General features: G+C 67.6%; 9 protein-coding genes and 2 tRNA genes. 1 reads left to right on the top strand and 10 read right to left on the bottom strand.

The genetic code is table 11. The features are described from left to right. Positions 1 to 79 precede the first annotated feature (79 nt). Complete coding sequence (locus BLR41_RS02415) at positions 80 to 973, top strand: TolB family protein (protein ID WP_092625884.1); 894 nt, start codon at positions 80 to 82, stop codon at positions 971 to 973. A gap of 285 nt (positions 974 to 1,258) precedes the next feature. Here the strand turns inward: BLR41_RS02415 and BLR41_RS02410 are convergent. The 10 genes from BLR41_RS02410 to BLR41_RS02365 all read right to left on the bottom strand — a co-directional run bounded on the left by BLR41_RS02410 (position 1,259) and on the right by BLR41_RS02365 (position 12,497). Further along, positions 1,259 to 1,331: transfer RNA gene (locus tag BLR41_RS02410), tRNA-Ala, on the bottom strand. Positions 1,332 to 1,478: 147 nt separating this feature from the next. Next, on the bottom strand, positions 1,479 to 2,042 hold the full coding sequence (locus BLR41_RS02405; RefSeq protein ID WP_176797769.1) for a DUF305 domain-containing protein: 564 nt from the start codon (positions 2,040 to 2,042) through the stop codon (positions 1,479 to 1,481). A gap of 64 nt (positions 2,043 to 2,106) precedes the next feature. After that, the gene (locus tag BLR41_RS02400; RefSeq protein WP_092625880.1) at positions 2,107 to 3,489 is read right to left on the bottom strand and encodes an LVIVD repeat-containing protein; all 1,383 of its coding nucleotides are present in this window, start codon (positions 3,487 to 3,489) and stop codon (positions 2,107 to 2,109) included. Between the two features lie 544 nt (positions 3,490 to 4,033). Beyond that, on the bottom strand, positions 4,034 to 5,671 hold the full coding sequence (locus BLR41_RS02395; protein ID WP_092625878.1) for a glycoside hydrolase family 43 protein: 1,638 nt from the start codon (positions 5,669 to 5,671) through the stop codon (positions 4,034 to 4,036). 231 nt (positions 5,672 to 5,902) lie between these two features. Continuing rightward, complete coding sequence (locus BLR41_RS02390; protein ID WP_218119855.1) at positions 5,903 to 6,982, bottom strand: glycoside hydrolase family 62 protein; 1,080 nt, start codon at positions 6,980 to 6,982, stop codon at positions 5,903 to 5,905. A 722-nt stretch (positions 6,983 to 7,704) separates the two neighbouring features. Beyond that, on the bottom strand, positions 7,705 to 9,051 hold the full coding sequence (gene gdhA / locus BLR41_RS02385) for an NADP-specific glutamate dehydrogenase (RefSeq protein ID WP_092625876.1): 1,347 nt from the start codon (positions 9,049 to 9,051) through the stop codon (positions 7,705 to 7,707). A 397-nt stretch (positions 9,052 to 9,448) separates the two neighbouring features. Next, positions 9,449 to 9,521, bottom strand: a tRNA-Ala gene (locus tag BLR41_RS02380). Between the two features lie 283 nt (positions 9,522 to 9,804). Continuing rightward, positions 9,805 to 10,032 carry a DUF6158 family protein gene (locus BLR41_RS02375; RefSeq protein ID WP_092625874.1) on the bottom strand — a complete coding sequence of 76 codons (228 nt, stop codon included), beginning with the start codon at positions 10,030 to 10,032 and terminating at the stop codon, positions 9,805 to 9,807. 113 nt (positions 10,033 to 10,145) lie between these two features. Further along, entirely contained in the window at positions 10,146 to 11,438 is a 1,293-nt protein-coding gene (locus tag BLR41_RS02370; protein WP_092625872.1) for an MFS transporter, read from the bottom strand. A gap of 213 nt (positions 11,439 to 11,651) precedes the next feature. Beyond that, positions 11,652 to 12,497, bottom strand: coding sequence for a GNAT family N-acetyltransferase (locus tag BLR41_RS02365; RefSeq protein WP_092626097.1), 846 nt, complete (start codon positions 12,495 to 12,497; stop codon positions 11,652 to 11,654). Between the last annotated feature and the right edge of the window lie 34 nt (positions 12,498 to 12,531).

The following is a 12,531-nucleotide window of genomic DNA, read 5'->3' as shown; positions in this document are numbered from 1 at the left end:
GTCTGTCGCCGAATGAGGAACTCCCCGCCGCCGAGTGCCCCGCCGCCGAGCGCCGTGGTCCGCCCCGGACGATGGACGTATGACCGACAGCGCGCCCGAGAGTGGGAACTTCCGACGGCTGGCACCGGGCCGACGCACCGTGGTGTGGCTCGCCGCCCCGGACTCCCCCGAACCTCGGAAGCTGTTCGAGACCGCCGAGATCCTGCTCGAAGCACCCAACTGGACCCCGGACGGCAGCGCGCTGCTGCTCAACGGGAACGGGGCGCTGTGGCGGCTGGACGTCGAGCGCCCCGACGACGTCGAACGGATCCCGCTGACCGGGGTGCCGGACATCAACAACGATCACGTGCCCTCGCCGGACGGACGGACCGTCTACGTCACTGCCAAGGACGGGCACATCTACTCCGCCCCGATCACCGGGGGCGCGGCCACCCGGCTGACCGAGGACGACGGGTGGCGGCACTACCTGCACGGAGTCAGTCCGGACGGGGAGAGCCTCGCGTGCGTGCTGCTGCCGAGCAGCGGGGACGGCACGGCTGGGGAGCTGGCGGTGCTGCCCGCCGCGGGCGGTCCCGTGCGGGTGCTGGAAACCGGGCCGGGACACCTCGACGGGCCGGAGTACTCGCCCGACGGCGAGTGGATCGTGTTCAACGACGAGTCGTTCGGCGAGCAGCCCGGGCACGCGCAGCTGGCACGCCTCCCCGCAGCAGGGGGAACACCTCGCCGGCTGGTCAGCTCGGCGACCGTCGACTGGTTCCCGCACGTCTCCCCCGACGGGAGGTACGCGAACTACCTGTCCTATCCGGCCGGGACTCTCGGACACCCGCCCGACACCGAGGTCGCGATCCGCGTGGTCTCCACCGCGGACTGGCAGACCCCCCTCCGGACCTTCCCGCTGTTCGGCGGGCAGGGCACCAGCAACGTCGGCAACTGGGCGCCCGACAGCGGGCGGTTCGCCTTCGTGTCCTACTGAGTTCGTCGGCTCGGTCCGCGTAGCCGGTTTCGTGGCGGAACTTCCGGGACGGCTGTCGCTTCGGGATCCCGACATCGGAGGCGCCCCACACAACGTCGGGGGCCGTCCTCGCGAGAGCCGCACCGGAGCCCCACGGCGGTGCCGGGGGCGAGGGAGATCGAAGTTCGCCCCGAGGGTGGTCGGAGCTCGGCCCGCGTCGAAGGGGCCCGGCGATTTCGCGAGAAATCGACGCTCGGTGCCCACAGCGACGAAAGCGAGACGCGGAGTGGGTCGAAGTATTCTCTGTGGAGCTGACGGGACTCGAACCCGTGACCCCCTGACTGCCAGTCAGGTGCGCTACCAACTGCGCCACAGCCCCGTGTTTCTCGGCACGGATGTTCAGCTCGTCGTACTGATCAGCCCGTGCTCGGACACGATACACATCCCGCGCGCGAGAGCCGTTCCGCCCCCTCCCCCACGCGAATGCCCGGGCCGCCGACGACGGCCCGGGCACGGCGCGCTCACATCACATGGCCTCGCGCATGTCGCGCATGATCGCGAGCTGGGCCTTCTGGGTGGACATCATGTCCTGGGCCATCTGGTTCAGCTCCCGATCGCTGCCGTTGAGGATCACGTCCCGCAACATCGCGACCGCACCGTCGTGGTGCGGGATCATCAGGTCCAGGAACATCCGGTCGAACTCGGCCCCGGAAAGCGTCGCGAGCCGGTCCATCTCCTCCCGGGTGGCCATTCCCATCCGCTCGAGCATCTCGGGGTTGTCCAGCACATCCTGGTAGGCGGTTTCCGGATCGGTCACCGGCAGGCCGTTGCGGCCCTGCCAGCCCCGCATCATCTGGATTTCCAGGCTCTGTTCGGTAAGGATGCGGTCCGCCAGCGACTTCAGCTCGGGATCCGCCGCGCGGTCCGGAGCCAGTTCGGACATGACGATCGCCTGGTAGTGGTGCGGGATCATCATGCTGGTGAACTCGGCGTCGGCATCGTTGTACGCCTGGGTGGCCGCACTCGCGGTCCCGGCGCCGAGCAGACCCGTCAGCAGCACCACCAGCAAGGAAAGTTTCCGCAGGAACATCGCCTGCTCCCTTCCGAACGGCCCGCGCCGGGCCCGGTGCGGCCGGGCCCGGCGGCGGGACGGATCACTCGGGGTACGAGTACTGGGTCTGGGGGTTGAGGACGTCCAGGTGAACCTGCTTGGCATGGCCCATGCCGGGGCCGGTCACCTTCATGACGTCCAGCCCGCGCGTGATGTCGCTGGAGTAGACGTAACCGTTGTAGTAGTACGCCGACCAGGAACCGCCGAGGGTCAGGTACTCCTCGTTGACCGGACCACGGTCGAAGTAGCCGATCTCCTTCGGCGCGGTGGTGTCGGTGAAGTCGAAGATCGACACACCACCCTGGTACCAGGACTGCACGTAGACGTTGCGGCCCGGAACCGGGATCAGGTTCCCGTTGTGCGCCACGCAGTTCTCGGTGTCGGCCTGGTGACGCGGAATCTTGTAGTAGCTCTGGAACTCGAGCTCGCGCTCGTCCCCGCTGCCGGTGATGTTGTAGATCGCGTTCGCGCCCTTCTTGGGACCGACGTCCTCGTTGCACGTCGGGGCACCGCCGCCACCGAGTTCATCGGTGAACAGGACGCTCTTGCCGTCGTTGGTGAACGTCGCCGAGTGGTAGAACGCGAAGTTCGGGTCCTCCACCGTGGTGATCACCCGCGGCTCGACGCGGTCGGAGATGTCCAGCAGCGCGCCATCGCCCATGCAGGCGCCACCGGCGAGGTCGTACTCCGGGTAGACCGTGATGTCGTGGCAGCCCGCGGTTCCTGCCGCGCCGCCGTCGGGGAACAGCACCGGCTCGGCGACCACCTTCGCGTCGCTCGGGCTACCGGCCGGGACGTTGACGACCGAGATCGAGTCGTGCGGCGGCTGGCAGTTCGGGAACGCCGGGTCCGGGTTGTACGACGAGACGTAGAGGAACAGGTCGTCGGTGTTCTTGCCGGGCACCATGGTGTGGGTGTGCGAACCGCAGTTGGTCTTGATGCCCTTGATGTAGCGCGGGTTCGCCTTGTCGCTGATGTCGAAGACCCGCATTCCCTCCCAGGAGCTGGGGTCCTCGTAGGAGCCCTGCTCGCTCTGGCAAGTGGCGTCGGTGCGCGCGTAGTCCACCGACAGGAACAGCAGGTTGCCGTCCGGGCTCACCGACACGTCACCCTGCCCACCCGGACAGTGCACCTGGGTGACCGTCCTAGGCTTGTGCGGCTTGGAGATGTCGTAGACGGTGAAACCGTCGTAGCTGCCCTGGAAAGCGTAGTTCTGATAGAACGCCAGATCGCTGTGGGTCGACTCCTGCAGCGGACCCTGCCGTGGCACGTTGGCCACCGGGTGAACGTTGTTGCTGTGCTGCACGTCGTCGCCCGGCGACTGGGCGACGGCGGACGGCACGATCAGTGCCAGTCCGCTGACGGCAGCGGCCAAGCCGAGCGCGAGCGGCCTCCGGGATCGCCGTCGGCCCCGAAACTCCAGCATTCGGTCAACCTCCCTGAAAATTCACCACTCAGGACTCGCCGGTCGAGCCGGAAAATCCCGAGTTTTCCGGCGAGGATCGTTACACGCCGGAACGGCTCCAGACAGGGCCCGATCGGGTATTTACGCATCGCACAGCAGATATTACAGCCGTAAGTCGTAACGCGCGCTGCGCCGAACGGAGCATGTACTCGACCAAAAGGGCACACCTGCCCCCTGACATATTTCCCAGCGGAGCGGGCGGCAGGGGATGTAATGCCGGTCGCCTCCGGTGAGGGGGACGGCCGACGGGAAGTCGCCACCGTCGCGGATCGGTTGGTGCTCCGTGCCGATTGCGCCTCGAACGATTCGATTCGGCACAGTGACCGTCCTCCTTCGACGCGGATCCGGTACCCCATAGGTGCCACCACCCGGTCGAGACATGGCAAGCTCCGAACCGTTCCCGCCGCGGAGGGCACGAGAGCACTCCCCGCGACCCGGCTCCGATGTTCGTAGGCCAGGGCGATAATCAGCAGCCCGCCTTCCCGCTACGGCCGCGGGCCCCGCGCTACGGTGTGCTCAGTTCGAAGCGTTCGACGTTTACCAGGCCGCCCAGTGCCCGAGTGGCGTGGTTGAAGATCGCGAACCGGTAGCCCAGGAAGAAGTGCCAGTCGGTATTCATGGTGAAGTCCGGGCCGAGGAACTCGAAGTCGACGCCGTCGGTGCTGTAGGAGAACCTGGCCCGGTGGTCACCGTCCGGACGGATGTCGGCGTTGATGCGCAACCAGACACGGCTGCCGGACACCTCGGCCTCGGCCCGCCGGGTACCAGTCGAGACGGTGTTCCAGTCACCGTCCATCGTGAGACCGTCGACCATCGCCACCGTGTTGCTGCCTCCGTCCGGATCGACACCGATCCACGCGGAGGAATCGCGCAACAGGGCCAGCCCCGCCCTGTCGCCCTCCAGCATCGCGGATCCTTCGAGCACGATCGTCGCGGTGGACGTGGGGCCCTGGATCCGGCGAGTCACGGTGTTGCGGGCGGCGTAGAGATCGTCGGTCACCGTGGCGGTCAACAACGACAGGCCACCACCGGTCCACCACACACTGTTGTCCGGGTTGTGGTTCCACTCCCAAGCGGGATCCAGTGTGGCCCCCTCGAAGGTGTCGACCCCGATGAGCGGTTCCACCTCGTGCGCCGGTTCCGGGAGCGGATAGCTCTCGCCCCAGGCACCATCGACCAGCTGCACCACCGGCCAGCCGTCCCAGGTCCACGTGACCGGGGCCAACGCCGGAACCCTGCCGCCCGGATAAGCGTCGACGAAGGCCATGTAATACCAGTCGCCGTCAGGTGTGTCCACGAGACCGCCCTGGTGCGGTACACCGCCACCGGGCACCGGACCGTCCAGATCGAGCAGCACCTCCCCCATCTCGTAGGGCCCGAACGGACCGTTCGACGACTTCAGGATGTACTGGCCGTTGGCCGGACGGGTCAGGAAGATGTAGTAGTTCCCGCCGATCCTGTAGAACCGTGCCCCCTCCAGCGTGCCGACCTCCGGGGGTGTGCTGAACACCAGCTCGGATCTGACCTCACCGCTCGCGTCCCGGGACAGCTGGGCGACACTGATATCGGTCTGACCGTAGGCCACGTAGAGGGTGTCGTCGTCATCGACGAGCAGCCCGGCGTCGTAGTAGACGTTGTCGATCGTGGCGTGCCTGTTCCAGGGTCCTTCGGCGGCCGGAGCCGTGTAGACGTATGTCTTCGCGAAGTCGATCTGACCTATCCAGTAGAAAGACTCATCAGCGGGGCGGTAGTTGAGCGAGGACGCCCAGATGCCGCCCACGTAGGCGTTTCCACCATCGAGGTCGTACTCGGGCCCGAATTCCAGTACCGGAACGGAGTGCCCGGCGAACTCCCAGTTGACCAGATCGTACGAGCGAAGTACGGGTGCGCCCGGCGAGTAGTGCATCGTCGAGGCCGAGTAGTAGTAGGTGTCGCCGACCCGGCGGATGTCGACGTCGGCGAAGTCCTGCCAGATCACAGGGTTCGAGAAACCACTCGAGGCGAGTGTGCTTGCGGTGGAGCTCGGCAGCGAACCGAGAGCCTCCGAGGCTCGGGCGCCCATGGTCGGCACAGCGGCGGCGAGCAGCCCGGCGCCGGCCGCGAGAATTCCGCGGCGGCCGTAAGTGTTGTCGCTGCGGGACATTTCGGAACACTCTCCACTTCTCGGACGGACCAGCTGGACGGAATTCCGGCGGGCTCGTCCCCGCCCCGCCGGGACGGAAACTCGGAGCCGTGCGGGCACCCGGATCCGGCGGACCCAGGTGCCCGGCCAGCTCCGGCCCGAGCGTGCCGCTCGGTCACCGAGTCCACCCGGGACCAACGGAAGGCCGAACGGCAGCGGGGCGGACGCACCCCACGCCCTGGTTTCGGCGTACTAGCAGGACGAGTTGGTCTGGGTCAGCAGCCCGAGCTCGAACGGGAGCTGGGAGTAATCACCGCCGGCGTTCGGATCCTTGCCCTGGTAGAGGAACTGGAGCCGGCAGGGGTCGATCTTCATGGTCTGATCGACACCGGAGCGGATCAGCTCGCCGTGGCTGATGTCGGCCGTCCACCGTCCATCGGGGAAGGTGACGTTGTTGGACCTGGCGAACGGGTTCTGCTCGGTGTCGGCCAGCCGCTTCCAGAAGCCGTCGATGCTGTTGGCGGTCCAGGAACGGAACCAGCGACGGCCGTCGCTGCCGATGGCTTCCACCAGCAGCAGGTACTTGCCGGTTCCCGCCACCTTGTAGACGTTGCTCGCCTCGAACAGGTCCTCGGGGGTGTCCCACACGGCGATCTGAGTGTTGCCGAAGCCGTAGGGGAACTGCCCGATCGTGGTCTCCGCACGGTAGAGGTGCCCGTTGTCGTCGGAGGAGAACAGGTAGCACATGGCCGAATCGCAGGTGACCCAGAAGTCCACCCAGTGACCGTCACCGATGTTGTCGGAGACTATGTCGGGCATGCTGTCCATGAGGTTCCTCGGCTCGGACCAGGAACTCGGATCACTGGGGTCGTCCGTGGTGGAGTAGGAAGGCACACCGGTCTGGTAGACCAGATACCACTTGTCCTGGGGTTCGAAGTAGAACACTTGCGGTGCGGCACGGTACCCGGAGCCGATGGCGGACTGGTCGAGGTAGTAGTGCGGGGCCGAGGAGGCCTGCGACCAGTCGCTGAAGTGGGTGTAGACCAGGTTCCAACCGCCTGATTCGCTCGCGGTCGTGCCGTACACCAGCCACTCGCCGTTGTAGCGCACCACCGAGGGGTCCTTGAAGGAGACCGCGTCGTGGGTCGCGTCGGGCTTGGGGCCGATCAACGGACCGGTCGATGTCCACTGGAAGCTCGACGGCAGCTCGGCCGTGGTGTTCGCGCTCGGCGCGGTGTTCGCGCTCGCTGTCGTGTCCGTGTAACCGGCGGAAATACCGCCGGCAGCGATCATCGCGGCGGCCAGCACCGCGAACCAGCGTGAGTATCGCACTGGGGTCTCCTTCTAACGGAAACAGTTTCCCGGAACCGAGTGGGCGGATCTTCCCGGAAGGGTCCGAACCGGATCGCTCCGACTCCTGGCTTTCCTCCGTGCCCACGCACGGAGATGACACCTCGCCGTGGCATCCCGTTCGCCGGAACCGGCCAGTCTCTCCGTTCCTTGGGAGCGCTCCAATAGTTGCCGTGCACCGCGGGCACGGACAACTGGGCCCCGCGAAGAAAAGTGGACACCGATCCCGGAATCGGCCGGGACAGCCTGGAGTGGACAGTCGATCCTCTTCCGTGCCCTCCGGTCGTGACGCACCGGAAAGCACGTGTCATCGGAAGACCGGAACCCCGCTCACATGGATCCCTCCTCGTGACTTCCGCCCGCGGAGCTGCCGCAGCAACCCCGAAAACCTTGTTCGTAATGCCGAACAAGGTTCGAAACTATCGGGAACAGAAGTTCCACGAAATTCCGAGCGCTGTCAACGGTCTCGCGAGAACGACTTTCCGGATTGCCGCGGAAGCACCAACCGTCAACCGCTCGGCGGGCGAATTCCGTGGAAAACCGTTTCGAGACTCCTCGTTGGAGCACGACGCCCGCCCGGGACCCACGCCGTGCCGAGCCGGTCGGAACTCCGTCGTGGAGCCGACCGGATCGGCAGGGGCACGGGAACCACGGGCCTCAGCCGGAAGCACCACCCTCGGCGCGACTCAACGCGCGAGAGCTGCTCAGACGAGTCCCTGAGCGACCATGGCATCCGCGGTGCGGAGGAAACCCGCGATGTTGGCGCCGAAGACGTAATCGTGGGAGGCACCGCCGTAGGACTCGGCGGTGGCCCGGCACCGCGCGTGGACATCGCGCATGATGGTGGCCAGCCTCTCCTCGGCCCGCTCGAAGGTCCAGGTCTCCCGAGAGGCGTTCTGCTGCATCTCCAGCGCCGAGGTGGCCACTCCCCCCGCGTTGGCGGCCTTGCCGGGCCCGAAGAGCACGCCCGCCTCCCGGAACGCCTCGATCGCTTCGGCCGTGCACGGCATGTTCGCGCCCTCGGCGACCGCGAACACCTCGTTCTTGACCAGTGTCAGGGCGTGTTCCCGGTTCAGTTCGTTCTGGGTGGCGCAGGGCAACGCGACGTCGCACGGCACGTCGAACACCGAGCCGCTCTCGACGAACCGAGCGTTCGGCCTGGCCTCCGCGTAGGCGGGCAGGCGCTGCCCGCGCACCTCCCTGATCTCCTTCAGCAGTTCCGGATCGATCCCGTCCTCGTCGACGAGGTAACCGACCGAGTCGGAGCAGGCCAACACCGTCGCCCCCAGGGCGCTGGCCTTCTCCACGGCATAAATGGCGACGTTGCCCGAACCGGAAACCACCACGCGCTGGCCTTCCAGGGAACGACCTCGGGTGGCGAGCATCTCCTGGAGGAAGTACACCACGCCGTAGCCCGTCGCCTCGGTGCGAACGTGCGAGCCGCCCCACGCGACCGACTTACCGGTGAGCGTGCCCGCCTCGTGGCGGTTCGTGATCCGCTTGTACTGGCCGAAGAGATAGCCGATCTCGCGAGAGCCCACCCCGATGTCCCCGGCCGGAACATCGGTGTGCTCGCCCAGGCTTCGGTGGAGCTCGGTCATGAACGACTGGCAGAAGCGCATGATCTCGCCGTCGGACTTGCCCTTGGGGTCGAAGTCGGCTCCGCCCTTACCCCCTCCGAGGGGCATACCGGTCAACGCGTTCTTGAAGATCTGCTCGAAGCCGAGGAACTTGACGGTGCCGAGGTCCACACTCGGGTGGAACCGCAGCCCACCCTTGTACGGCCCCAGGGCACTGCTGAACTCCACACGGAACCCGCGGTTGACCCGGACCTCACCACGATCGTCGGTCCAGGGGATCCGGAAGACGAGCTGCCGTTCGGGTTCGCAGAGTCGCTCGACGATCCGCGCGTCCACGTACTCCGGATGCTTTCGCAGGGCCGGTTCGAGGTCGTGCAGCACCTCGGCGGCCGCCTGGTGGAACTCGCTCTCACCGGGATCGCGTCGACGGAGCTCCGCGTAGACGCTTTCGACGTGTTCGGTGACGTCCATTACACCGACCTTTCCCTTCGTGCTCGGACTCGCTGGGACAGGTCACCGGACGCGTGCCCCTCCCCGGTCTATAGGTAGAACGGCGGAGTGTCCAGGCCCGGTACAGGGTTGCCTGTGCCACACCTCACCCTTCGGCGGAACGCGCTGGGCCGGTTGCTCGAAACGCGAGCGAACCGGGGTCCACCATCCGGGAGCTCCACACGGAGCCATCATCGTTCGACGGGAGAAACCGATCTCCCCGGAGGTGTCGGCACCCTCTCGCGTGCCCCGGAGACCCCCCGGTTCGTCCGCTCACGGAGCTACCGGATCAAGGACGCACCAGGGAAGGACGCAGGCCGCTGACACGAGAACCCCGCACCGCGTAGCACGCGGTGCGGGGTTACCGAAGTATTCACTGTGGAGCTGACGGGACTCGAACCCGTGACCCCCTGACTGCCAGTCAGGTGCGCTACCAACTGCGCCACAGCCCCTTTTCGTTTTTCCCGGTGGGCCGGTCCGGTTTTTCCGTCCCCGCCTTCCGTTGTGCCACTACTTTACAACAGGGTGAGCCCCCTGCCGTACAGGGGGTACCCCTCGTTCGATCACGCCGCCCCAAAATCCGTGCCCAGCGGTTTCGTCTCCGAGTCGCTCGGCTGCCCCGCCGGCGGACGGCATTGCGGGGCGGAGGCCCCCTTCGGTTCCCCGGAGAGCCCCGGAGTGACCCGCACCACGGAACACGTCGAGGGTTCGGCAGCACGAGCCACCGGTTCGCGCTCAGCCCGCTCGGGCACCCTCCCGGGTACGCCTCGGGTCGACCTCCCGTTCGGGATGCCTGCGCAGGTACTCCTGCTCCAGCTCGAACATCCTGCGGGTGTGCTCCTCCAGCGCGTCCGAGGCACCGTGCAGGAACGTCCCGTTGCGCGTCTCGTGCAGGTGTCGAAGCTCCCGCCGCAGGTCGACCTCGGACAACTCGGTTGCTTCCACTCCGGTTTCCATGGACACGCCCTCCCCTCCCCACCGGGTTTCCCGTGGGTGTACCCGGTTGACAACGGTGTGACACCCACCTCCGGAGATTCGTTCCGGTGACCCGGTCCAGCCGCGCCCGGCACCACCGGCTAGGCGGGCTCGGCCGACTCCACGTTCCGATCGGAATCGGTCCGCTCGGAACGGGACTTACGACCGAGTGTTTCCGGGGCGAAGAGCCACGTCGCCATCGCGACCAGCGCGACAGCCCCGGTGAGCAGGAACGCGGCACGGTAGGACAGCGCGCCCGCCAGCGCACCGGCCAGCGGCGGCCCGATGATCGTGCCGACGTCGGCCGACATCTGGAAGGCGGCCAGCACCGGACCGCCCTTGGCCTTCGGCCCGACGATGTCGGCCACGGCCGCGCTCTGCGCCGGGGTGAACAGCCCCATGCCGACCCCACCCAGCAGCGAGGCCCCCAGCAGCCAGGGCACCGACTCGCTGAATCCGATCGCGGCGCTGCCCACGGCCGCGATGGCCAACCCGCTCAGCAGCATCGGTTTGCGCCCGCGCGAGTCGGCCAACCTGCCTGCGGGGAGCAGCACGGCAGCGTTGCCCGCGGCGAACACCGACAGGGCGATACCGGTCATGGCGTCGGGCAGTCGCATCGCCTCGACGATGAACAGCGGGATCAGCGCGATCCGCACGCCCTGCGCGGTCCAGCCCTTGCTGAAGTTCGCCAGCAGCGAGGCGCGGTAACTGGAGTCCCGCAACGCGGTGGTGACCCTGAGGTCGGGGGCGTCGCTGTGCTGCTGCGGGTCGGCCAGCGTGGAGTTGCGCAGCAGGAACCAACCGACGAAAGCGGCCAGGTACAGCGCGATGCCGTAGATCAGGAAGGGCAGCCGCAGCGAGAACCCGATCAGCAGCCCGCCGAGCACCGGCCCGGAGATGCTGCCCAGCAGGAAGCTGGTCGCCCACAGCCCGGAGGCCCTGGCGCGCAGATGTGCCGGGGCGAGCCGCACCAGCAGGGCCAGCGCCGAGACGGTGAACATGGTGGAGCCGATGCCGCCGAGCCCCCGGAACACCAGCAGCTGCCAGTAGGACTGCGCGAAGGCGCAGGCGGTGGAGCTGATGCCGACGATGACGATGCCGAGCACGTAGTTCGGCCGCTCGCCGAACATCGAGACCAGTCGCCCGCTGGCCGGGGCGAAGACCAGCCGCATCAGCGCGAAGGCGCTGACGATGAAAGCCGCCGCGGTCACGCCGACGTTGAAGCTGGTCGCGAAGGTGGGCAGCGCGGGCGAGACGATGCCCATCCCGATGGCGACGATGAAACCGCCGCTGATCAGGACCCAGATCTCGCTGGGTAGCTCGGACAGCGTGCTCGACTTGCGTGGCGAATCGTTCGGCTGGTTCTCGGTAGCGGTCGGCGAGGTCTCCGGCACTGTGCCTCCTTGTCGTCCAGCAGAGCACAAGTTCACTCGACCGTGAAATATTCCCGATCTCGCTACGCGGGGCGGGATTTCGCCACACGTGACGCGGTGCTTACCGGACGCAACGCTTACCGGATGTCGTGTCCGACACCGCGGTCCTCGGCGAGAAGCCGCGAGCCCCCGGGGGGCTCGCCGTTCGGCAGGCCGATGGGGCCGGTGGTCTCGCTATTCGAGGAGTTCGTCGACTCGACGGGTGTAGGCGGTGACGGGGTAGGCGGTCTCGAACCCGCAGGACTCGGCGAAGCGCTGCGCGGATCCGCCGTCCTCGGCGTGCGTGGCCACCAGCAGCGCCCCGCGGTCCAGTGCCGCGTCCACACCCACGCGCAGCAGTTCCCGGCCCCTCCCCCGATTGCGGCGGCCGGGGCGTACCGCGATGTGCTCGATCAGCCCCATGCCGCTCTCGGCGAAACCGAGCACGAACCCGGCCGCCCGTTCGAGTTCACCGTCCTCCAGCACGTGCAGGAAGCACCGTGGATCGTCCAGCCGCTGGCCGAGATGGCGCGGCAGGCGCCGTTCGGCTCCGGACGAGAGGTCCAGTTCGTCCGCCAGCAGTTCGGCCACCGAGGGCAGGTCGTCCTGGGCCGCTTCGCGCACCGGATGGGTGCCGATGGCCTCGGTCTCGCGCGCGGCCGGATCGGGGCGGTACAACAGCGCGACGTTCTCGGTGACCGCGTGCCAGCCCGAGTCGTCGGCGATCCCCTCGATGTCGGCCACCGTGGTCGGCGAGGCGTGCACCACGGCCTCGGGCCTGCCCGCCTCGGCGAACACGCTCTCCAGCCGGAACAGCGTGGTGGCGACCTCGGCGGAGGTGCCCCACAGCCCGCAGGCACGGTTGCCGAGGGCCAGCGGGTTGCCCGCGTTGAGCACGACGTCGGCGACGCCTACCTTGCCGACTCGCCCCTCGCGCACAGCGCCGGAGGCCAGCTGGGCGCGCTCCACCAGCGCGGCGAGGTCACGCGCCTGCTCCGGTGCGAGCAGCTCTTCGTCGTCCGGATCGTGTAGCGGGTCCACGACCACATTCTGCCGTCCGGACCAACGGCCGCAG

The organism is Actinopolyspora mzabensis, assembly GCF_900101095.1.
GTDB classification, from domain to species: Bacteria; Actinomycetota; Actinomycetes; order Mycobacteriales; family Pseudonocardiaceae; genus Actinopolyspora; species Actinopolyspora mzabensis.
This window is presented reverse-complemented; position numbering and strand designations above follow the sequence as displayed.

Excerpts from the sequence above, each read along its gene's own strand:
- BLR41_RS02415 (WP_092625884.1), top strand. The coding sequence starts at position 80 with ATGACCGACAGCGCGCCCGAGAGTGGGAACTTCCGACGGCTGGCACCG.
- BLR41_RS02405 (WP_176797769.1), bottom strand. The coding sequence starts at position 2,042 with ATGTTCCTGCGGAAACTTTCCTTGCTGGTGGTGCTGCTGACGGGTCTG.
- BLR41_RS02400 (WP_092625880.1), bottom strand. The coding sequence starts at position 3,489 with ATGCTGGAGTTTCGGGGCCGACGGCGATCCCGGAGGCCGCTCGCGCTC.
- BLR41_RS02395 (WP_092625878.1), bottom strand. The coding sequence starts at position 5,671 with ATGTCCCGCAGCGACAACACTTACGGCCGCCGCGGAATTCTCGCGGCC.
- gdhA (WP_092625876.1), bottom strand. The coding sequence starts at position 9,051 with ATGGACGTCACCGAACACGTCGAAAGCGTCTACGCGGAGCTCCGTCGA.